At 60.3% G+C, this 20025-nt stretch carries 19 protein-coding genes; 8 read left to right on the plus strand and 11 right to left on the minus strand.

All coding sequences use genetic code 11. The annotated features are described in order from the left end of the window. Nucleotides 1–79 precede the first annotated feature (79 nt). Both AC1VYI_RS18860 and AC1VYI_RS18865 read left to right on the plus strand, forming a co-directional pair. Complete coding sequence (locus AC1VYI_RS18860) at nucleotides 80–673, plus strand: hypothetical protein (protein WP_134866706.1); 594 nt, start codon at nucleotides 80–82, stop codon at nucleotides 671–673. Between the two features lies 1 nt (nucleotide 674). Beyond that, nucleotides 675–875, plus strand: a complete 201-nt coding sequence (locus tag AC1VYI_RS18865; protein ID WP_226483598.1) for a VOC family protein — start codon at nucleotides 675–677, stop codon at nucleotides 873–875. A gap of 241 nt (nucleotides 876–1116) precedes the next feature. On the opposite strand, the gene AC1VYI_RS18870 is transcribed toward AC1VYI_RS18865, so the two are convergent. From AC1VYI_RS18870 to AC1VYI_RS18880, 3 genes are read right to left on the minus strand one after another with little or no spacing between them, the layout of a single operon-like run. After that, the gene (locus AC1VYI_RS18870; RefSeq protein WP_134866707.1) at nucleotides 1117–1980 is read right to left on the minus strand and encodes an efflux RND transporter periplasmic adaptor subunit; all 864 of its coding nucleotides are present in this window, start codon (nucleotides 1978–1980) and stop codon (nucleotides 1117–1119) included. Continuing rightward, complete coding sequence (locus AC1VYI_RS18875) at nucleotides 1977–2192, minus strand: DUF1656 domain-containing protein (protein ID WP_059446521.1); 216 nt, start codon at nucleotides 2190–2192, stop codon at nucleotides 1977–1979. Before AC1VYI_RS18875 ends, AC1VYI_RS18870 begins: the two co-directional genes overlap by 4 nt. Then, nucleotides 2185–4167, minus strand: a complete 1983-nt coding sequence (locus tag AC1VYI_RS18880) for an FUSC family protein (protein WP_134866708.1) — start codon at nucleotides 4165–4167, stop codon at nucleotides 2185–2187. The genes AC1VYI_RS18875 and AC1VYI_RS18880 overlap by 8 nt, the downstream gene beginning before the upstream one ends. A 76-nt stretch (nucleotides 4168–4243) precedes the next feature. Between AC1VYI_RS18880 and AC1VYI_RS18885 the strand changes: the two genes are divergently transcribed. Beyond that, nucleotides 4244–5038, plus strand: a complete 795-nt coding sequence (locus AC1VYI_RS18885; RefSeq protein WP_134866709.1) for an AraC family transcriptional regulator — start codon at nucleotides 4244–4246, stop codon at nucleotides 5036–5038. On the opposite strand, the gene AC1VYI_RS18890 is transcribed toward AC1VYI_RS18885, so the two are convergent. After that, nucleotides 5035–5925 carry an oxidoreductase gene (locus tag AC1VYI_RS18890; protein ID WP_226483595.1) on the minus strand — a complete coding sequence of 297 codons (891 nt, stop codon included), beginning with the start codon at nucleotides 5923–5925 and terminating at the stop codon, nucleotides 5035–5037. The genes AC1VYI_RS18885 and AC1VYI_RS18890 overlap by 4 nt on opposite strands. A 105-nt stretch (nucleotides 5926–6030) precedes the next feature. Between AC1VYI_RS18890 and AC1VYI_RS18895 the strand changes: the two genes are divergently transcribed. Continuing rightward, the gene (locus AC1VYI_RS18895; RefSeq protein ID WP_226483593.1) at nucleotides 6031–7152 is read left to right on the plus strand and encodes a YbdK family carboxylate-amine ligase; all 1122 of its coding nucleotides are present in this window, start codon (nucleotides 6031–6033) and stop codon (nucleotides 7150–7152) included. Here the strand turns inward: AC1VYI_RS18895 and AC1VYI_RS18900 are convergent. The 3 genes from AC1VYI_RS18900 to AC1VYI_RS18910 form a co-directional block, all read right to left on the minus strand. Beyond that, nucleotides 7082–10237, minus strand: a complete 3156-nt coding sequence (locus AC1VYI_RS18900; protein ID WP_226483591.1) for an efflux RND transporter permease subunit — start codon at nucleotides 10235–10237, stop codon at nucleotides 7082–7084. The genes AC1VYI_RS18895 and AC1VYI_RS18900 overlap by 71 nt on opposite strands. Nucleotides 10238–10246: 9 nt before the next feature. Beyond that, a complete protein-coding gene (locus tag AC1VYI_RS18905) occupies nucleotides 10247–11311 on the minus strand; it encodes an efflux RND transporter periplasmic adaptor subunit (protein WP_134866711.1) in 1065 nt (354 codons plus the stop codon). 110 nt (nucleotides 11312–11421) lie between these two features. After that, nucleotides 11422–14130 carry a cation-transporting P-type ATPase gene (locus AC1VYI_RS18910; protein WP_134866712.1) on the minus strand — a complete coding sequence of 903 codons (2709 nt, stop codon included), beginning with the start codon at nucleotides 14128–14130 and terminating at the stop codon, nucleotides 11422–11424. 478 nt (nucleotides 14131–14608) lie between these two features. Between AC1VYI_RS18910 and AC1VYI_RS18915 the strand changes: the two genes are divergently transcribed. Beyond that, nucleotides 14609–14857, plus strand: a complete 249-nt coding sequence (locus tag AC1VYI_RS18915; RefSeq protein WP_013097677.1) for a DUF1158 domain-containing protein — start codon at nucleotides 14609–14611, stop codon at nucleotides 14855–14857. Nucleotides 14858–14939: 82 nt separating this feature from the next. Here AC1VYI_RS18915 and AC1VYI_RS18920 read toward each other — a convergent pair whose 3' ends face one another. Both AC1VYI_RS18920 and AC1VYI_RS18925 read right to left on the minus strand, forming a co-directional pair. Continuing rightward, nucleotides 14940–15281: a RamA family antibiotic efflux transcriptional regulator gene (locus AC1VYI_RS18920; protein ID WP_032668308.1), complete on the minus strand. Its 342-nt coding sequence runs from the start codon at nucleotides 15279–15281 to the stop codon at nucleotides 14940–14942. 32 nt (nucleotides 15282–15313) lie between these two features. After that, a complete protein-coding gene (locus AC1VYI_RS18925) occupies nucleotides 15314–16417 on the minus strand; it encodes an MBL fold metallo-hydrolase (RefSeq protein ID WP_226483589.1) in 1104 nt (367 codons plus the stop codon). 190 nt (nucleotides 16418–16607) lie between these two features. On the opposite strand from AC1VYI_RS18925, the gene AC1VYI_RS18930 reads away from it, so the two are divergent. From AC1VYI_RS18930 to nfsB, 3 genes are all read left to right on the plus strand, one after another. Next, nucleotides 16608–17198, plus strand: a complete 591-nt coding sequence (locus AC1VYI_RS18930; RefSeq protein WP_134866713.1) for a TetR/AcrR family transcriptional regulator — start codon at nucleotides 16608–16610, stop codon at nucleotides 17196–17198. Then, complete coding sequence (locus tag AC1VYI_RS18935) at nucleotides 17188–17556, plus strand: MmcQ/YjbR family DNA-binding protein (protein ID WP_023310662.1); 369 nt, start codon at nucleotides 17188–17190, stop codon at nucleotides 17554–17556. Before AC1VYI_RS18930 ends, AC1VYI_RS18935 begins: the two co-directional genes overlap by 11 nt. Nucleotides 17557–17676: 120 nt before the next feature. Beyond that, nucleotides 17677–18330: an oxygen-insensitive NAD(P)H nitroreductase gene (nfsB, locus tag AC1VYI_RS18940; RefSeq protein ID WP_023310661.1), complete on the plus strand. Its 654-nt coding sequence runs from the start codon at nucleotides 17677–17679 to the stop codon at nucleotides 18328–18330. A gap of 27 nt (nucleotides 18331–18357) precedes the next feature. Here the strand turns inward: nfsB and AC1VYI_RS18945 are convergent, their stop codons facing one another. Together AC1VYI_RS18945 and AC1VYI_RS18950 are read right to left on the minus strand one after the other, a co-directional pair. Continuing rightward, on the minus strand, nucleotides 18358–18960 hold the full coding sequence (locus AC1VYI_RS18945) for a hypothetical protein (RefSeq protein ID WP_134866714.1): 603 nt from the start codon (nucleotides 18958–18960) through the stop codon (nucleotides 18358–18360). A gap of 151 nt (nucleotides 18961–19111) precedes the next feature. Continuing rightward, the gene (locus AC1VYI_RS18950) at nucleotides 19112–19981 is read right to left on the minus strand and encodes a helix-turn-helix transcriptional regulator (protein ID WP_045356466.1); all 870 of its coding nucleotides are present in this window, start codon (nucleotides 19979–19981) and stop codon (nucleotides 19112–19114) included. Nucleotides 19982–20025 lie beyond the last annotated feature (44 nt).

A 20025-nucleotide genomic window follows, 5' to 3' on the forward strand; every position in this document is an offset into this window, starting at 1 on the left:
GCCCTCTCTTTTCCTGGTAATTGCCTGCGACACACCATCTGTTACTCTGGCTGGACGCAAGGGATGACAAGGAAGAGAGATGCTTAACCCTGGATTCGTTACCCGCAAAGCGCTTGCTCAGTGGCAGGATGTTCCCGCTTTTCTCCCCCAGTTCCAGTTTCATGAGAAACACCTAACGGTCATTCACACTAGCCGCCCTGAAAATATTCTGCCAATGATTGCCAGCTTTGACGTCCGGCAAGATGCCGTGATTCGGCGGTTAATGTCATTGCGTCAAATACCGCAAAAATTTCTGCGCAACCAGAAGCCACAGTCGATCGGCAACTTTGGTTTGCACAGTTTTACCCTTTTGAAAAATTCAGCATCAGAAATCTGTTACGGCTTAAGAGGACAATTCTGGCGTTCCGATTTTGGTCTGGAAAACGTGCCGGATGCCAGCGCTTTTCAGACCCCAGCCGCGCCCGGCAGCGCGAAACTGTTGCTGCGCTACAAGATAATGGAGCTGGCGCCAGGCAAGTATGAGCTCTCTACGGAAACATTCATCTTTTGTCCTGACAGACGCACTCGGCTAAAAATGTCGGCTTACTGGCTGATAATACGGGCGGGTAGCGGCTGGATCCGTAAAAGGACGCTGAAGGCTGTTAAATCGAATATTGAAGGACGGGAGTCATAAGATGCTGGCTTATATCACAGTAGGTACAAACGACTTCCAGCGCTCCGTGAATTTTTATGACGCAGTTTTTAACGTTCTCGGCTACTCGCGTCTGCCAGCCTGGACTGAAAGCTGGGCAATGTTGGGAGATGAAAATAATCCCGGCGAGGGGTTCAGCTTCTGTATTTGTCCTCCTTTTGGCAAGCAGCCCGCGACGGCGTGAAACGGGACAATGTTCGCATTCAGTGCAGATAACGCGGATCTTGTCAGACGGTTCCATGCAGCTGGCCTTCTTGCGGGAGGAACGGATGAAGGCGAGCCTGGTACGCGAAGCGCGTACGGCCCCGACTTTTATGTTGCCTATCTGCGCGATCCTGACGGGCATAAGCTCGCATGCGTTTATCAGCATTACTCTCCTGAAGCCGATAATTTTGTAGGCGAGGAATAGTCGCTTCAATCCTTATCTACCGCCCCACCGCCACGCTCGCCGACAGCCCCGCCACCAGCTCAACGCCCTCCGGCAGCCTGTCGATATGAATGCGCACCGGCACGCGCTGCGACAGCCGCACCCAGCTAAAGGTGGGCTCGACGTCGGGCAGACCCAGCCCGCCCGTCTCGTCGTTGCTGTCCCCGATCCCATGCCCGATGCTTTCCACGTGCCCCGCGATGACCGGCTCGTAGCCCATCAGCACCACCTGCGCGGCATCCCCGACGCGAATATGGCGCAGCTTGGTCTCCTCAAAGTACCCCACCACCCAGAAGCTGTGCGCATCGACGATGGCGACCTTCGTCTCCCCCGCCGTCGCGTAGTCTCCGGGGCGAAGCCGCAGGTGCGTGACGTACCCCGAAACCGGCGCGCGCACGGTGGCGTGCGCCAGATTCAGCTCTGCCAGATCCAGCGCGGCCAGCGCGCCGTGATAATTGGCCGCCGCGACGTTCGCCGCGCTGCCGGTTTGCTGCAAATCCTCGCTCGAGATGGCGTTTTTAATCAGCGTGCGCCGATGGGCCGCGTCCTGGCGCATCAGCATCTCATGGCGTTTCGATTCCACATCAGCCTGCGCGCTGACCACCGCCAGCTTAAGCCAGCGCGGATCGATGGTGTAAAGCACATCGCCCCGGTTCACCCACTGGTTGTCCTGCACGGCTACGCTGATGACCGGCCCGGAGACGTCCGGCGCAATCTGCACCACGTCCGCCCGCACGCGGCCGTCGCGGGTCCACGGCGTTTGCGCGTAGTGTTTCCACATCATAAACGCCAGAAGCGTGGCCGCCGCGACGGCGCTTAAGGTCAGCGCATAGCGAGCCAGTAAAGAGAGCAGTGATTTCATGACAATAACCCCAACGCGGTCAGGCCCTGCATCAGCAGGAAAAAGGTGACAATCCAGGTTGAAACATCCATCAGGGGGCGAAACGGCAAGCGCCGGTAGAGCCTGCTGAGCGAGAAAAGCGCGACGAGGCCCAGCGTGCAGACCAGCGCCGCGAGGGCGACCGTCAGCAGCCCCGGAATAAAAACCCCGCCGAGATTGAGATCGTTAACCATGGTCTGGCTCCCGTAATGCACAGTGCAGATCCACCAGCCTGAAGACCAACTGGCGCGAGTGTTCATCTGCCGCAGGCAGATGGCGCTCGATAAGGGCGGCAATGCGTTCGCGCAAGGCGTTACGGTCCGCGGCGTTTATCCGATGAAAAAGCGCGTCAACCTCCCTGCCGGGCGGTGCGTCACTGCGGCGTAAATGCATGACAGACAGCCCCAGACGCAGCGCGTGTAACAGTCGATCGAGCGCCTGCTCCGGCGCGCGCGCGCTGCGCTGCAGGCGCGGCAGCAACAGGGCGGTCCGGTCCATCATCAGGTTGATCCACTGCGTTTCATCAACCCGCAGCGTGCCCTTCACGCTGCGGCGAATGTCGCGCTGGCAGAGGTTCAGCAGACGCGTGATGGCGCCATCCGCCTGCACGGTTTGCAGCAGGCTCATGCTGATGACGGCAAAACCGGTCGCGGCAAAGAGCGCGATGGCGGTGTTGACCGCAACGGCGAAGTCTCCGCTGTAGTGCGCCCCCAGCTCGCACAGAATGGGCAGCGTCAGGGTGATCCCCATCGCCATAAACGTGGTGGGCGGGCGCGCCTGAAGCGACCCGGCCAGCAGATACGCCGGGGCAAGCACCGCCAGCAGCACCGGGAAATCGCTCACCAGCGGGAGCAGCGCAAAGCTGTAGAACAGGCTAATGACCACGCCCCAGAACGAGCCAATGATGTATTTCACGATGTGCGGCGCCGGGGTATCGAAGCTGCCAAACAGCGTGCAGCAGCCCCCCAGAATAGACACCGCCGTGCCGCCATCCGGCCACGCCGAGAAGATCCAGACCAGACAGCCGCTCAGGATGATGGCGAAAGCCCCCATCGCCGTGCGGGCGGCGGTAAGAGGATCGCGGTGGAAAACGTACCCTTTCGCCGCGCGGGTTTGCATCTCCCCAAATACGGGTTTTGCATGGTGGATGGCCCCGGAAAGACGTTCGCACTGCTGCAGAAGCGCGACCGCCTCCGAGAGGTAGCGGATAAAGCTGACCTGCAGCGCGTCGTCAAACGTCTGCGCCTGCGCGGCATACCGATCGATGAGAAGCGCACAGCGGAGCCGCAGCGACTCTGGCGTACTGCTGGCATCAGCGCCTTCAGCGGCCAGCCAGGCCTGAACGTCGCCCAGCAATGCCTGCACGTCGGCGGGCAGGGTTCCGATCGCTGGCAGGCGATCGTGCAGTTCACAGTTGACGATAACCAGCCGCGCCAGCCGGTCGTGGATCGCTTTTCTGGCCTGCCGCACCGGGGCTGAAAGGGCAAAATCATACGGAATATGGTGGCTGATGCCCTGCAGGAACTGCAGCGCCAGGGCCAGATGCAGGGGGCCGGAAGCCGCGTCGGGTTTGCCCGCTAAGGTATCCGCCACCCGCCCGCGCGCGGCCTGTAGCGTCTGGGATAATTTAGCGTTGAACTGGCCTGATACGCGCGCGGGCAGCACGTAGCGGTGGATCAGCGCCGCGCAGAAAATCCCAATCGCGATCTCCTGCACGCGGACGATGGCGACGTTAAAAATGCTGCCGGGATCGGACACCGCCGGAAAACCAATCAGGCTCGCGGTGTAGCCTGCCAGCACAAAGGCGTAAGCCCGGGGCGTGCGTTCCAGCAGGGAGAGCCACAGGCAGAATACGATCCAGCCCGTCAGCACCGCGCTGCACAGGACTGGCGTATTCGCGAAGGCAGGCACAATCACAACGGTCGCGCTGGCACCCGCCACGGTACCGGCCAGCCGGTAGAGGCTTCTGCTCAGCGATGCTCCGACCGACGTCTGCGACACGATGTAAACCGTAATAATGGCCCACGAGGGACGCTCAAGACCGATCGACAGCGCGAGGTAATAAGCCAGCATCGCCGCGGCAAAACTCTTCGCGGAATAGATCAGCGCGCCCGCATCGTTTCGCAGCGCGGCGGGGAGACGAACGGAATGAGATAGGATGTTTTTCATGCCGGGATTATTACCGGCTTGCAGACCCGCTTAAATACTCTATTCTGTCAAAAAATACCTAAATGTTGCCAGAATCGTGAAGCCTCAACCTGCTACTACGCTGTATGACCCCGACTCTACCGCCAGCCCGGCGGTGGCGCGTCATCTGGACTTCGTGGACTACACCGCGGAAGTGCCGGTGCATACCCACCGCAAGGGGCAGCTGATTATTGCCCGATACGGTGCGGTCAGCTGTTACGCGGAGAATGATATCTGGATCGTGCCGCCGGACTGCGCCGTCTGGATCCCCGGCGGGATCCCGCACAGCGCCAAAGCGACCTGGAACGCGCATCTCAACTATCTGTTTATTGAGCCCGGCGCGGCGGCGCTGCCGGAGAGATGCTGCACGCTGGCGATCTCGCCGCTGATTAAGGAGCTGGTCGATCGTCTGACGCGCGAAGGCGTTGATTATCCCGCCGACGGCCACGTCGCGAGGCTGACCCGGGTCACGCTGGACGAGCTCGCCAGCATGCCGCAGCAGAAGCTAAGCCTGCCGGTCTCAACCGATCCGAAAATTCGCGCCATGGCGGACGCGCTGGTCAGCCGCCCTGAGGACAGAAGCACCCTGAAGGACTGGGCGAAACGGCTCGCCCTCAGCGAGCGTTCGTTTGCCCGCCTGATGCAGCGCGAAACCGGGCTGAGCTTCGGTCGATGGCGCCAGCAGCTGCATTTGATTATTGCCCTGCGGGAGCTGGCAAGCGGCGTGCCCGTCCAGAACGTGGCGACAACGCTCGGGTACGAATCCGTGAATGCGTTTATCACCATGTTCCGAAAAGCGATGGGCAGCACGCCCGCCCACTACTTTGCCGAACGGAAAAACAGCGGCCGTTAGCCCGGCCCCTCGCTCCCTGCCGCCAGCAGCGGCACCACCACGTCGCTGATGGGCACCGCAATCCCGTGTTTGCGGCCGTAGCGCTGGATCACGCCGTTGCGGATATCCCACTCCATCGGGCGATCGGCCTGACGGTCGGCCAGGATCGAGGTGCCCAGGTCCTCAGGCGCACGCTGGAAGTTCGCCAGGATCTCCTGCGCCACTGCATCGTCCAGCTTCGCCCCTTCGGCGCGGGCAACGGCAAGCCCCTCGCGCAGGTAGGCCAGCGCAAGCTCGCTGATATCCTCGCGCCTGAACATCCCGGCGCGGCGGTTGGAAAGCACCATCAGCCCGGCGACCGCGTTTTGCAGAAGCTTGCGCCAGGCGACGGTGGCGAAATCTGCCGAGAGCTCAACCGCGCAGCGCGTACCGCGAAGCGCCTCCACCACCCGCTGCGCCTGGGGCACGTCCGGCAGCGTCAGGCGCGGCTTCGCCCGCAGCCACACGGAGGCATCCGGCTCGCGCTGCGCCGGGAACCACACCACCGACGGCAGCACCGTCGCGCCGTTTACCCACGGCTCAAGCTGGGCTTTTTGCTCCACGCCGTTTTGCAGGGCGCAGACCACGGTGTGTTCATCGCACAGGGCGCGCAGCCATCCGGCGCTGTCGGCATTTTGCGTCGTTTTTACCGCCACAAAAACGAGATCGACGGGGCACGTGATGACGGCCGGATCGGTTAATACCGGACCGGGCACCACCGTTTCCCCCTCGTCATGGCGCAGGCGTAATTCCGGATGCGCGGTGCGCCCGCACAGCAGCGGCGTGCGCCCGACGTCATGCAGCACTGCGGCAATCGTGGTCCCAATCGCACCGGGACCTATCAGCGCAATCACTGGATTTTCAGACATGGTTAACTCCCCTTTTCGCTAAGCCTGCTAACAGTTATACCACCCTGAAAAGTGAGCGCCACGTCGTTGTCTATACTCAACACACAACAGACAACGGAGTGCGCCATGCCTTTACCCGATTTCAAGTCCTCTGAACCCTTCACCCTTGGCATAGAGCTCGAACTGCAGGTGGTTAACCCGCCGGGCTACGATCTGAGCCAGGACTCCTCCGCGCTTATCGCCGCCGTCAAAGGCGACATCAAAGGCGGCGAGGTCAAACACGACATCACCGAAAGCATGCTCGAAATCGCCACCGGCGTGTGTCAGAACATCGACCAGGCGGCGGCGCAGTTCTCGGTGATGCAGCAGAACATCCTGCGCGCGGCGGCGGAGCAGCATATCCAGATCTGCGGCGGCGGGACGCACCCGTTCCAGAAGTGGCAGCGGCAGGAGGTGTGCGACGACGAGCGCTATAACGTCACGCTGGAGCGCTTTGGCTACCTGATTTTGCAGGCGACGGTATTCGGCCAGCACGTGCACGTCGGCTGCCGGACCGGGGACGACGCGATTTACCTGCTGCACGGCCTGTCGCGCTTCGTGCCGCACTTTATCGCCCTGGCGGCCGCCTCGCCGTATATGCAGGGCACGGACACGAAGTTCTCCTCGTCGCGGCTCAACATCTTCTCGGGATTTCCGGATAACGGCCAGATGCCGTGGGTCAACAGCTGGCAAGAGTTCGAGGGGCTGTTCCGCCGCCTGAGTTCCACCAGCATGATCGACAGCATTAAGGATCTGCACTGGGACATCCGCCCCAGCCCGCTCTTCGGCACCGTCGAGGTGCGGGTGATGGATACGCCGCTGACGCTCGGCCACGCCATTAACATCGCCGGGCTTATCCAGGCGACCTCGCACTGGCTGCTGACCGCGCGGCCCTATAAGCATCAGGAAAAAGATTTTCTGCTGTACCGCTTTAACCGTTTTCAGGCCTGTCGCTACGGGCTGGAGGGGATCCTGACGGACGTGCACACCGGCGAGCACAAAACCGTGGCGGAAGACATTGCGTGGCTGCTGGAGCAGGTTGCGCCGTCGGCCGAGAAGCTCGGCGCAACGAGCGCAGTCAATGAAATTGCCCTGCTGTTAAAGCAGGGCAAGAGCGAGGCGCAGCGCATGCGGGAGTTTATCGCCGACGGTGGCTCGCTGATTTCTCTGGTTCAGAAGCACTGCGAGCTGTGGGCGACGAGTCCGTAAGTCCGTGGCCCCACTCGCGCAGGCGCTGGAACAGCACGAACAGCGCGGGGATAAACACAATCCCCACCACGGTCGCCACCAGCATGCCGCTGAACACCGTGGTGCCGATGATGCGGCGGCTCTGGGCACCCGCCCCGGTCGCCAGCATCATGGGCAATACGCCGATAATGAACGACACGGCGGTCATCATCACCGCGCGGAAGCGGCGCGATGCCCCTTCCCGCGCGGCATCGACAATCGCCATTCCGTCCATGCGCCGCGCGCGGGCGAACTCCACGATCAGGATCGCGTTCTTGGCGGCAAGGGCTATCAATAGCACCAGACCAATCTGCACGTACACGTCGTTGGCGTAGCCCGCCAACCACAGCCAGACCAGCGCCCCGCCGATGGCGAAAAGCACCGAGAGCATCACGCTCGCCGGGAGCGTCCAGCTCTCGTACTGGGCAACAAGGAACAGCCACGCCATCACCACCGCCGCCAGCACAATCCATATCGCCTGATTGCCGGCCTGCTGCTCCTGATACGACATGCCGCTCCAGGCATAGTCGTACCCGGCTGGCAAGTTTTCCGCCAGAATCTCGCCCATCGCCGCCATCGCGGTGCTGCTGCTCACTCCTTCCGCCGCCGAGCCGCTCACCGACACGGACGGGAACTGGTTGTACTGCTGCAGGAACGGCGCGCCGACGGTCGGCGTAATGGTGACGAGGTTGCTCAGGCGCACCCGCTCGCCGCTGTTGCTGCGCACGAACAGCTCGCCGATCTGCTCGGCGCGCTCGCGCCACTGCATCTCGTTCTGCATCACTACGTGGTAGACGCGGTTGTTGACGCTGAAATCCCCGGCGCGCGTGCCGCCAAAGGCGGTTTGCAGGCTGCTGAAGATGCGCGACACCGGCACGTCGAGGCGCGCGGCGCGCTCGCGGTCAACGGTCAGCGTCAGCTGCGGCACGTTGCTGCTCCAGGTGGTGAACACGCGGCTCAGCTGCGGATGCTGGTTGGCTTTCGCCAGCACTTCACGCGTCACGCGCTCCAGCTCCGCCGGGCTCTGCCCCGCCTGCGCCTGTATGCGCAGGTCGAAGCCGGAGGCGTTGCCCAGCCCCGGCAGCGTCGGCGGCGCGAAGGTCATGATGGTCGCTTCCGGCAGGGCCAGCAGCTGGCGCTGCAGGGTACCCATCACCTCATCCAGCGGCGGACGCTCGCTCCAGTCTTTGAGCATGATGGAGATAAACCCGCCGTTGGAGGCGCTGGTGCCGTTGAGAATGTTAAATCCGGAGACCTGAATCACGTCTTCAACCGCCGGATTTTTAGCGATGAGTTCGCGTGCCGTGTTCATCACCGTTTCGGTGCGCTCCAGCGAGGCCGCCTCTGGCAGCTGAACGCTGGCAAAGAAGTAGCCCTGATCCTCCTGCGGCAGGAAGCTTTTAGGCATCGACGTAAAGCTGAACGCCACCACGGCCGCCGCGCCTGCGGTGGCCAGCAGCGCCAGCCACGGGCGAAGGTTGAAGATAGTCACGATGCGGGTGTAGACGCCACGCGTGGCCTCCAGCCCCCGGTTGAACCCACGGAAAATTGCCGCGGGCTGCGCCGGGCGCGGACGCAGCAGCATCGCGCACAGGGCGGGCGTCAGGGTCAGCGCCACCAGGCTTGAGAGCGTCACGGCCGTCGAGAGCGTCACCGCAAACTGGCGGTACAGCTCGCCGACAATCCCCGGCAGGAGCGCTACCGGCACAAACACCGCCAGCAGCACCAGCGTCGTGGCGATGACCGGCCCGGCGATCTGGCGCAGCGCCAGCGCGGTCGCCGCCGTGCGGCTCTGCCCTTCCGCCATCAGCGTTTCGACGCTCTCCACCACCACGATGGCGTCATCCACCACCATGGTCAGCGCCAGAATAATGGCGAACAGGCTGAGGGTGTTGGCGGAGTAGCCGAGCGTGTAGAGCACAGCGAAGGTGCCCACCAGCGATACCGGAATGGCGAGCGCGACAATCAGCGTCGCGCGCCAGCTTTGCAGGAACAGGGACACCACGACCACCACCGCCAGCAGGGTGAGCGCCAGCGAGACGCCGATCTCTTTAATGGTAGCGGCCACAAATGAGGTGGTGTCGAATTTCACCTCGTAGACCAGGTCGTCCGGGAAGCGCGTCGAGAGGCGTTCCAGCTCCGCGCGCACCGCGTCGGCCACGCGCAGGGCGTTGGCGGACGGCGTCGGGTAGATGCCGAGATAGGCGGAGTCGTGCCCGTTCAGCTGCGCGCCGGAGCTGTAGCTTCGCGAGCCGAGCTCGATGGTTGCGACGTTCTTCAGGCGCACCAGCTGGCCCATCTCGCCCGCGCGGATGATGATATCGGCAAAGTCTTCGGCCTGGCTTAAGCGTCCCAGCCCGTTGATGGTCAGAGACTGCTGCTGGCCGTTAAACACCGGCGGCGTGCCGACCTGGCCTGCCGCCCCCTGCACGTTCTGCTCGCGCAGCGCCTGCGCCACGTCGTCGGTAGTGACGTTCAGGGCGTTCATGCGGTCCGGACGCAGCCAGATGCGCATGCTGTAGTCGCGCGCGCCAAACATCTGCACCTGCCCGACGCCCGGCAGGCGCGACAGCGCCTCACGTACCTGGGTGCTGGCGTAGTTGCTGACGAACAGCGGCGTATGGGTGTTGTTCGGTGAGTAAAGACTTACCCCCATCATCAGGTTGGTGGCGCGCTTGCGCACCTGCACGCCGTTTTGCTGCGCTTCGGTCGGGAGCTGCGCCACGGCCTGCGAGACGCGGTTCTGCACGTCGATGGCGGCGAGGTCCGGATCGGTGCCCGCCGCAAAGGTAATGTTCAGGCTGTACGAGCCTTCGTCCGAGCTGGTGGACTCCATGTAGAGCATGTGATCCACGCCGTTCAGCTGGGTCTCCAGCGGCGTGGCGATGGCCTCCGCCACGTCAGCCGAGCTGGCGCCCGGCCAGCTGGCAGAGACGTTCACCACCGGCGGCGCGATCTGCGGGTACTGCTCCACCGGGATAATCCTCAGCGCAATGGCCCCCAGCAGGGTGATGACCAGCGCAATCACCATCGCGAAGCGCGGGCGTTTGATGAAAAACGTCAGCATGATGGCTCCTTAATTCAGTATCTGGACGGCAGCGCCGGGCTGCACGCGCTGCGCGCCGTCAGTAATCGCTCGCTCACCGGACTTCACGCCGGTTGAAATCCGGAACTGCTGGCCGATCTGTCCGACGACCTTCAGCGGGCGCATTTCGGCTTTGCCGTCGGCGTTAACCACCCAGGCAAAGAACCCGTCGCCGTTCTGCTGGACCGCGGCGGCGGGCAGGGTCAGAACCGGCTGCTCGCTGGCCGGGCGCAGCGTCACGTTCACGCTGCCGCCGGGCAACAGCTGATGGCGCGGGTTGGCAAACTCGGCGCGCAGCATCACGCTGGCGGTGCGCGGATCGATGCGGTTGTCCACGGAGGTCAGCTCACCGCTGACGCGCTGGCCGTTGCTGTCAATTAACGCCTGCCAGGCCTGCTTCATGGCGCTGATATCCACATGCTGTCCAGCTTTGGTGGCAAACGCCCCCTCTTCCAGCGCAAAGGCGATGCGAATGGGGTCGAGCTGCACGACCTCCACCAGCACGCCGCTGGCAGGGTTGACCAGACTGCCGACGTGGAATCGGCTGTGCCCCACGCGACCGTCGATCGGCGAGGTGATGCGGGTGTAGTTCAGAGTGACATTACGGGTTTCGAGCCGGGCTTTTGCCTGCTCCAGCGCGGCGCTCGCCACGTCCCTTTGCATGCGGGCGTTGTCCACGTCGTGACGGCTGATGGCGTTGCTGCTGCCCAGGCTTTCAAAGCGGGAAAGCTGCTGCTGCGCCTGGCGCAGCGTGGCTTCGGCGCTTCTTACCTCGGCCTGCGCCAGGCGCAGGGCGGCGCGCGGCTCGGCGTCGTCCAGCTCGAACAGCAGGTCGCCTTTTTTCACGTACTGCCCGTCGCGGAAGTGGATTTTGGCGATCGCGCCTTCGGTGCGCGCGCGCAGCTCAACGGTGTGGATGGCTTCGATGCGGCCAGGGATCTGGCGCTCGGCGGCGTGGGCGGTCTGCTCCACGGTGGCGACGCGAACGGGGATGGCGGCGGCGAATACGGGTTGCAGGGTGCAGGCGAGAAGTGCGAACAGGAGTGGGAGTTTCATGGGAGTACCTCAGCGTTGTTTCTCCCCTCACCCCGGCCCTCTCCCCAAAGGGGCGAGGGAGGTCAGAGTCCCCTCTCCCTGTGGGAGAGGGTTAGGGTGAGGGCAAAAGGTTATGCAGCCTGACGGAACCTGCGGGTCAGTCGCTTCTCGACTTCGACGACGAAGAACATCACGCCCGCCACCGCCAGGGTCACAAACCAGTAGCGCAGCGGCAGGGCTTCGGTGCCGAACAACATCTGCATCAACGGCAGGTAGATAATCGCCGCCTGGAGCAGGAACAGCACGCCCGTCACCAGCCAGATCCCTTTGTTCGCCAGCAGGCCGCGGTTCAGGGAGAACCCTTCGGTGTTGCGGCAGTTAATCATGTACACCCACTGGGCGCAGACCAGCATCTGCAGCAGCACGGTGCGGATGAACTCCGCGCTGTGGCCGCGCGGGGCCAGCCAGGCTTCCAGCGCAAAGGCGGCGATGGCAATCATGGTGCCGACGAAGGCCACGCGCCACACGGCGTAGGCGTCCATCACGTGCTGCCCGGTCTGACGCGGCGGACGGCGCATGATATTGCGCTCGGCGGCCTCAAAGGCCAGGCCGAAGGAGAGCGTGGCGGAGGTGGCCATGTTCATCCACAGAATCAGCACCGGCGTCAGCGGAATGATGTTCCCCGCCAGCAGCGCAATCACAATCAGCAGACCCTGCGCGAGGTTGGTCGGCATGATGAACAGGATGGTCTTCTTCAGGTTGTCGTAAACGCGACGCCCCTCTTTCACCGCGCTGGCGATGGTGGCGAAGTTATCGTCCGTCAGGACCATGTCCGCCGCCTCTTTGGTCACTTCCGTGCCCTTGATGCCCATCGCGATGCCGACGTCAGCCTGACGCAGCGCCGGGGCATCGTTCACGCCGTCACCGGTCATGCCGACGATTTCGCCCTTGTCCTGCAGCGCTTTCACCAGGCGCAGCTTATGCTCCGGGCTGGTACGGGCGAAGATGTCATACTTCACCGCCGCTTCCGCCAGCGCGGCGTCGTCCATTTTCTCCAGCTCGTAGCCGGTGACCGCCTGCTCGCTGTTGGTGATCCCCAGCATCTGGCCGATGCTCATCGCCGTCTGCGGGTGATCCCCGGTGATCATCTTCACGCGGATCCCCGCCTGCTGGCAGGCGTTAATCGCATCAATGGCTTCCGGACGCGGCGGATCCATCATCCCGGCGATACCGAGGAAGATCAGGCCGTGGCTCAGGTCGTCGTGCGTCAGTTCCTGCTCACCGTTCGCCGGCTTGAACGCCGCGGCGACCATGCGCAGCCCCTGACGCGCATAGCGCTCCATCTCGCTTTCCCAGTACGCGCGGTTGAAGGCTTCCACGCCGTTGCGGGTCTGCTGCTCGGTGCACAGGGCGAAAATCACGTCCGGCGCGCCGGTGATCAGGATCTGCTCCTCACCGCCAATCTGATAGTGGGTGCTCATGTACTTGTACTGCGAGTCGAACGGGATCTTGTTAACCAGCGTGGTCATGACCGGCTCAAGGCTGGCCTTCGCCGCCAGCACCTTCAGCGCGCCCTCGGTCGGCCCACCGGTGATGCCCCACAGGCCGCGCTCGTCCTGGATCAGCTGGCTGTCGTTACACAGGTCGATGGTGCGCAGGTACTGTTCCAGCACGGTGCCCGGCTGGATGTGGACCGGCTCATCGCTGCCTTCCAGGTAGATATTGCCTACCGGCTCGTAGCTGTTGCCGTCCACGCGGTAGCAGGCGTCAGCGGTGATAATGGCTTTGACCGTCATCTCGTTCATGGTCAGGGTGCCGGTTTTATCCGAGCAGACCACGGTCATCGCACCCAGGGTTTCAACCGTCGGCAGCTTGCGGATAATCGCCCGCTTGCGCGCCATCGCCTGCACGCCCAGGGAGAGGATGATGGAGATAATCGCCGGCAGGCCTTCCGGCACGGAGGCCACCGCCAGGCTAATCAGGGAGAGCAGCAGCTCGCCCATCGGGATCTCGCGGAACGCCAGGCTGAAGACAAACAGCGCGGCCATCATCGCCAGGATAATGGCGAAGATCGCTTTACCCAGCTTGTCCATCTGCACCAGCAGCGGCGTGCGGTGCTTTTCGATGCCCGCCATCATCTGGTTGATGTGGCCAAGCTCTGTATCCTTACCGGTCGCGGTGACCACGCCTACGCCGCCGCCCGCGCTTACGGTCGTCCCGGAGAAGACCATATTGGTCCGATCGCCCAGCGGCAGTTCACCGCTCAGCGAATTAACGTGTTTATCCACCACGGTGGATTCACCGGTCAGAATCGCCTCTTCCACGCGTAAATTATGCGCTTCGATTAAACGCATATCCGCCGGAATACGATCTCCCGCGCGTAATACAATAATATCGCCCGGGACTATTTCAGTTGTGGGTATCGTTTCGTGGTTGCCGTTACGAATAACGCGCGCCTCGCTGGAGAGCATATTGCGAATACTCTTCAGGGATTTTTCCGCATTGCTTTCCTGGATATGACCAATTAAAGCATTGATTACCGCCACGCCCAGAATAACCAGCGTATCAACCCAGTGGCCCATGATTGCCGTTAATACGGCGGCGGCCAGCAGGACATAAATCAGGACATCATTAAAATGGGCCAAAAAACGCAGCCAGGCAGGCTTGCCTTTTTTCTCCGGCAGCGCATTGGGGCCATGTTTTTGCAGACGCGCCTGCGCCTCTGCACGGTCCAGACCGCTGGCCTGGCTCTTCATGTGAGCAAGCACCTGCTCTGTGGTCTGCTGATATGCCAGCCCGCCGGAAGGCGGCACGTTTGGGGATAATTTTTTCTCGGTCATCGTATTTTTCCTTCAATATCCGGTGAAAAGAAGCCTGAATTCCTTTCGGGCATAAATAAATTCATTTTAAAGTCTTGCGGGTAAAATTGATCTACCGCAATATAATGACTTCTCGGTTATTCAAAACTGCTTAAAACTATTTTGATGAGCCAATTTTTACAAAATATTTCTAAACCAAATCTAAACGAGGAGGATCCATGTTTGGTATTTATCGCGGGCGTCGCCTGGCGTTATACATTATCGCAGCCATTGTTATTGCCACGTTAATTGGTTATAGCACCTATACATTTGTAAAATTATTTTCCTGATAAAGACGTTTATTTACATAACGCGATATTAATATAAATGCCGGGTCGTATTTTGTTATTTATTCGCTAAATAATATCTTCGTTTTATTCAATAACGCCTGAATCGCTGATATTGCTTTACGTTACAGGATGCCGGACAATGACATTTTTAACTGACGATTAACATTACGATGAAACACCCGTTAGAATCGCTGCTTACGGCAGGCGGCATTTTATTGCTGGCCCTGCTCTCCTGCCTGCTGTTACCCGCGCCGTCGCTGGGTCTGGTGCTGGCGCAGAAGCTGGTTCAGACCTTTCATATGGTCGATCTGAACCAGCTTTACACCATTCTGTTCTGCGTGTGGTTTTTACTGCTGGGTGCCATCGAATTCTTCGTCCTGCGTTTCGTCTGGCGCCGCTGGTTTTCACTTGCGTCGTAAGCCAATAAAAAAGCCGGGTGGCGACTTCGCCTTACCCGGCCTGTGATGGCAATTTTCCTGACCCGCCAGGGCGGAAAACAGCTCAGTGCGGCTGACTGTGGTTCTCCTTGCGGTACGCACCAGGCGGCTGGTTGAACGTGCGGGTGAAGATACGGGTAAACGTCTGCTGCGAGTCAAACCCGTAACGCAGGCAGATGTCGTACACCCGGGCGTCGGATTCACGCAGATCGCGCGCCGCCAGCAGCAGCTTGCGTTCACGGATATAACGCCCCAGACTCTCCCCTTTGTACTGCATAAACAGCCGCTGCAGGTGCCACTTCGAGTAACCCGCGTGGCGGGCAATCTCTTCTATACGTAATGGCTGGTGCAGATTGTCGTCGATCCATTCGACGATAGTGTCGATGACTTGAGCGGAAATGGTCATGCTGCTGTCCCCCTCTGCTTCTCGCTTAAACATTATTCCCACCACGCGCGAAAGGTTTGCGTAGCGTCATTCACCCGGACGGGCTCGCCCAGCGCCGGCGTCAGTAGCCGATAATTTTTATCCTTGCTGGCTTTAGCCAGCTGGATCAGCGGATCGTTCCACGTATGTTTCGCCAGCACGAAGCGTCCGTTATGCCCGGGCACCACGGCTTTCGCGTTCAGATCCACCGAGGCCTGCGCCGTTTCCTCCGGGAGCATGTGGATGTACTTCCAGTCCTGGTCGTACTGGCCGTTTTCCATGATGGCGACATCCACGCCATCAAACTGCTCGCCGATGGCCTTGAAATGCGGGCCGTAACCGGAATCCCCGCTGTAATACACCTTCTGCCCCGGCGTGACGAACATAAAGCTCCCCCACAAGGTGCGATCGCGCTTGATGCCGCGTCCGGAGAAGTGACGCGCCGGCAGAACATGCACCGTCAGTTCATCGCTGATGCGTACCGACTGATTCCAGTCGCGCTCGTCAATAATCTCAGGCTTCATCCCCCAGTAGCGCAGGTGGGATCCCACGCCCAGCGGCGTCACCACGCGCTTCACCTTCGGCAGTAGCGCTCTGATGGTGGCGTAATCCAGATGATCGTAGTGATCGTGCGAGATAATCAGCAGGTCGATTTCCGGCATGCTATCAGCGCGCCACGGATACTCCCCGGCAAAGGCTTTATTGAGGAACGAGAACGGCGCGGCGTAGTTGCCGAGCACCGGGTCGATCAGGATGCGTTTGCCCGCGAGCTGCAGATACCACGAGGAGTGGCCGAGCCACACCAGGGTGTCCTGCTCCAGCGGCAGGCTCGCAAGATCGGTTTTCACCAGCGGCAGCGGCTGGGCCGGGCGCGCGTTTTCGGTTTTTTTGGTCAGAAAATCCCACGTCGCGACCAGCATGTTTTTGTCGCCGTTATAGCCCGGCGTTGGCAGCGTATTGTGGAATTTCCCGTCGCGATACTGGGGAGAGGCCTCCACTTCAGTGAGTTGCTCCCCCTGCGGCGGCTGGCCGAATCCGGCATTCAGTACAAACGGTAAACTCGCAGCTGAAGCAATAATCATGATTAACACCACGCAGATGAAGAGAGGTTTTTTCATATCCAGACCCGAAAACGCGCCCCATCCGATAGTTTGCGCGGGGTAAACTTGATTATGAGTGAGTAAGCACTCATTATAGATATGATGATAAAGTCGTCAAGACGTTTTCGATCTTTGACATTCCGCGTTGCAGCGTGTCAAAGCACGTGTTTCAATCAGGGTTTTTATAATTGACAGGGGGAAAAATTTAGTGGCACGTCCGAAGAGTGAAGATAAAAAACAGGCCTTACTGGAAGCCGCAACGGTGGCGTTCGCACAGTCAGGTATTGCCGCCTCAACGTCGTTAATCGCCCGTAACGCGGGCGTCGCCGAAGGGACCCTGTTTCGCTACTTTCCCACTAAAGACGATCTGCTGAATGCCCTCTATCTGCACCTGAAGCAGGATCTCTGCCAGGCCATGCTGGCAAACCTCGATCGCACCATCACGCTGCCCAAAGAACATACCCGCAATATCTGGAACAGCTACGTGGACTGGGGTATTCGTAACCCCGTTTCTCATGCGGCGATCCGCCAGATCGGCGTCAGTGAAAAGCTGAGCGCCGAAACGGAACAGGCGGTGAAAGAGATGTTCCCGGAACTCCATGAGCTGTGCCGCCGCTCGGTGCGTCAGGTGTTTATGTCAGATGAATTTAAAACGTTTGGCGATGCGCTTTTCTTATCGCTGGCCGAAACTACGATGGAATTTGCCACTCGCGACCCTTCCCGTGCCGTTGATTTTAAAGCGCTCGGCTTTGAGGTGATGTGGCGCGGGCTTGCCCAGGAAGAGAACGATGGACAGTAAAGCATTGCAGGAGCATGCAAAACGCGTGGCGCTGGAGCTGCCATTCACCGAACACTGCTGGCCGTTCGGCCCCGAGTACGACGTGTTTAAGGTGGGCGGGAAAATTTTTATGCTGATGGCCACCGTACGCGGACGACCGCACGTCAGCCTCAAGTCAGACCCAGAAAAGTCCTTGTTAAATCAGCAAATTTATCGCGGCGTTGAGCCGGGCTATCACCTCAATAAAAAACACTGGATTTCGCTTTACGGCACTGACGACATCACGCCTGAACTGGTCGCCGACCTGATAGCGGATTCGTGGAATCTGGTGGTCGATAAGCTGCCGAAAAAAGACCAGAAGTGGATCCGGCCGGTCTGATTGTTCGTCTGAGACGAACAGATTAAGCGCTCGAATTGCACTTATCTTTTTCCGCGTCCCGCTGTAATCTGCTTTCCTTTCGCGCCCGCGCACGGGCGAATTTCATCACCAGGAGTTGTTATGGATATCATTTCTGTCGCCCTGAAACGCCACTCTACCAAGGCGTTCGACCCAGCCAAAAAACTGACCGCAGAAGAAGCGGAGAAAATCAAAACCCTGCTGCAGTACAGCCCGTCCAGCACCAACTCCCAGCCGTGGCACTTCATTGTAGCCAGCACCGAGGAAGGAAAAGCGCGCGTGGCAAAATCCGCCGCGGGCACCTATGTGTTCAACGAACGTAAAATGCTGGATGCTTCCCACGTGGTAGTGTTCTGCGCGAAAACCGCGCTGGATGACGCCTGGCTGGAGCGCGTCGTGGATCAGGAAGAGGCCGATGGCCGTTTCAACACGCCGGAAGCCAAAGCCGCAAACCACAAGGGCCGCACCTATTTCGCCGACATGCACCGCGTGGATCTGAAAGATGACGACCAGTGGATGGCGAAGCAGGTTTACCTGAACGTCGGTAATTTCCTGCTGGGCGTAGGCGCGATGGGTCTGGACGCGGTACCGATTGAAGGTTTCGACGCCGCCATTCTCGACGAAGAATTTGGCCTGAAAGAGAAAGGCTTTACCAGCCTGGTGGTGGTACCGGTTGGGCACCACAGCGTGGAAGATTTCAACGCCACGCTGCCGAAGTCTCGCCTGCCGCTGAGCACGATTGTAACCGAGTGCTGAACAAAACGGGCCGCGCAATGCGGCCCGTTACGCTTTACTGATGACTAACCTGCGATGTGGATGGACATCGCGATCGTATCCCCAGGCAAACGCAATCCAGCGCTCTTCCAGCTCGGCGTATGAACTCACCGGTGTTAAGTGCCACTCTTCGCCTACCGTACCGTCCGCCACGCTTATCTGATAATTCATACTGAACGCCCAGTCGATCATACGTAACCAAAACCGCTGCCCGTCTCCGGTTTGCTCGCTGTCAGAAACCACAATGTCGTATTCGCTTAGCACCCACTGGAAGAAGGATTGTGGTAAACCACTGATGACACGCTGATGAACCGCGCGTGGCGTACGCCAGACCATAACCTGTGTCGCAGCCCCGTGGGGAAAAGTAATTTCTTTATGAAACGTCAACTTAACGGCATACGCCGTATAAGGTTTTCCGTCGTCGGTAGTCACGAGACGATATTCATCGCCATAACGCGATTTTAACAGGCGATATCCCACAGGCAGCATAAATCCGGGCAGGTGAATATCCACCGTGCCTCGCGCAAGAAACGCTTCAGTATGTTCGACGTTTCGGGAGATAAGGCCTAATTTTTGGCTGAAATCTGCGGAATCAATCATCAGTGGCGACATGGTGGTTTCTCATGGCGTGAGTATAGACGACTTAACACCCCGTCGAAATGATGTCGATTCAGTCGTGGGGTTTAAGTTAACCCCCACATTACGCCAGTCTTCTCCACTTAGCAGAGACGGCTCTTATTCCCTGAAAGCCCCTCGCAAAAACTTATTTCCCCTGCGCCGCCAGCCACTCCATCGCCCGCTCTCCCGCTTCATCTACCGGCAGGTACACCAGCAGCCGCGATCCATTTCGCGGCGCGGAATACCAGTACATCTGCTGCAACGTAAAATCCCCCAGCTCGGGATGAGTAAACAGCTTGAGCTGGTTCTCCACGCCGCGCACGTCGTTGCGCTGGTGCCACAGGGTTTTGAACTCTTCGGACACCGCAAAGAAGCGCGCCAGTTTGGCTTCCCACCGCGGGTCGCCCCGGTGTTCGGCCATCGCCGCGCGGAAATAGGAGACAAATATCGGCAGCACATCGTCGCGTCTGCCGAGACGCGCGCGCCACGCCGGGTGGGTGAGAAACAGGTAAATACAGTTGCGGTCTTCCGGCGGGATTTCATTGAAATCGACGCCCATCAGGTGCCCGAAGCTGTCGTTCCACGCCACGATGTCGAAATTGGGCTTCTGGATGCTGGCGGGTTTCGGCAGCAGGGTGTCGAGCAGGCGGCGAGTGCCCTCGCTGATGCCCTCGCAGCAGACCGCCTGCGGCGCTTCGCCCGGCGGTAACCCCGCTAACAGAAACAGGTGTCGGGCCTCAGTCGGGGTACACTGCAGCGCTTTTGCCACAGCGGCCATCACCGCGCTGGACGGATTGACGTCCCTGCCCTGCTCCAGCCAGGTGTACCAGGTCACGCCCACGTCAGCGAGCATCGCCACCTCTTCCCGGCGCAGACCCGGCGTGCGGCGACGACCGCTGCGCGGCAGGCCGAGACGCTGCGGATCGAGGCTTTCACGTCGTGCGCGCAAAAATGCCCCCAGCTGTTTTCGGGTGTCATCCTGAAGTGAGACGACGGGTTCAGACATCAAGGCCATAAATCCCCCTGCATGGTAGTGCCAGTACCAGTATAAGTAAGAAC

The organism is Enterobacter sp. QK-SA4, from assembly GCF_056856775.1.

Bases quoted from the DNA above. Each gene is read 5' to 3' on its own strand.
- AC1VYI_RS18860 (WP_134866706.1), top strand. From the start codon at position 80: ATGCTTAACCCTGGATTCGTTACCCGCAAAGCGCTTGCTCAGTGGCAG.
- AC1VYI_RS18865 (WP_226483598.1), top strand. From the start codon at position 675: ATGCTGGCTTATATCACAGTAGGTACAAACGACTTCCAGCGCTCCGTG.
- AC1VYI_RS18870 (WP_134866707.1), bottom strand. From the start codon at position 1,980: ATGAAATCACTGCTCTCTTTACTGGCTCGCTATGCGCTGACCTTAAGC.
- AC1VYI_RS18875 (WP_059446521.1), bottom strand. From the start codon at position 2,192: ATGGTTAACGATCTCAATCTCGGCGGGGTTTTTATTCCGGGGCTGCTG.
- AC1VYI_RS18880 (WP_134866708.1), bottom strand. From the start codon at position 4,167: ATGAAAAACATCCTATCTCATTCCGTTCGTCTCCCCGCCGCGCTGCGA.
- AC1VYI_RS18890 (WP_226483595.1), bottom strand. From the start codon at position 5,925: ATGTCTGAAAATCCAGTGATTGCGCTGATAGGTCCCGGTGCGATTGGG.
- AC1VYI_RS18895 (WP_226483593.1), top strand. From the start codon at position 6,031: ATGCCTTTACCCGATTTCAAGTCCTCTGAACCCTTCACCCTTGGCATA.
- AC1VYI_RS18900 (WP_226483591.1), bottom strand. From the start codon at position 10,237: ATGCTGACGTTTTTCATCAAACGCCCGCGCTTCGCGATGGTGATTGCG.
- AC1VYI_RS18905 (WP_134866711.1), bottom strand. From the start codon at position 11,311: ATGAAACTCCCACTCCTGTTCGCACTTCTCGCCTGCACCCTGCAACCC.
- AC1VYI_RS18910 (WP_134866712.1), bottom strand. From the start codon at position 14,130: ATGACCGAGAAAAAATTATCCCCAAACGTGCCGCCTTCCGGCGGGCTG.
- AC1VYI_RS18915 (WP_013097677.1), top strand. From the start codon at position 14,609: ATGAAACACCCGTTAGAATCGCTGCTTACGGCAGGCGGCATTTTATTG.
- AC1VYI_RS18920 (WP_032668308.1), bottom strand. From the start codon at position 15,281: ATGACCATTTCCGCTCAAGTCATCGACACTATCGTCGAATGGATCGAC.
- AC1VYI_RS18925 (WP_226483589.1), bottom strand. From the start codon at position 16,417: ATGAAAAAACCTCTCTTCATCTGCGTGGTGTTAATCATGATTATTGCT.
- AC1VYI_RS18935 (WP_023310662.1), top strand. From the start codon at position 17,188: ATGGACAGTAAAGCATTGCAGGAGCATGCAAAACGCGTGGCGCTGGAG.
- nfsB (WP_023310661.1), top strand. From the start codon at position 17,677: ATGGATATCATTTCTGTCGCCCTGAAACGCCACTCTACCAAGGCGTTC.
- AC1VYI_RS18945 (WP_134866714.1), bottom strand. From the start codon at position 18,960: ATGTCGCCACTGATGATTGATTCCGCAGATTTCAGCCAAAAATTAGGC.
- AC1VYI_RS18950 (WP_045356466.1), bottom strand. From the start codon at position 19,981: ATGGCCTTGATGTCTGAACCCGTCGTCTCACTTCAGGATGACACCCGA.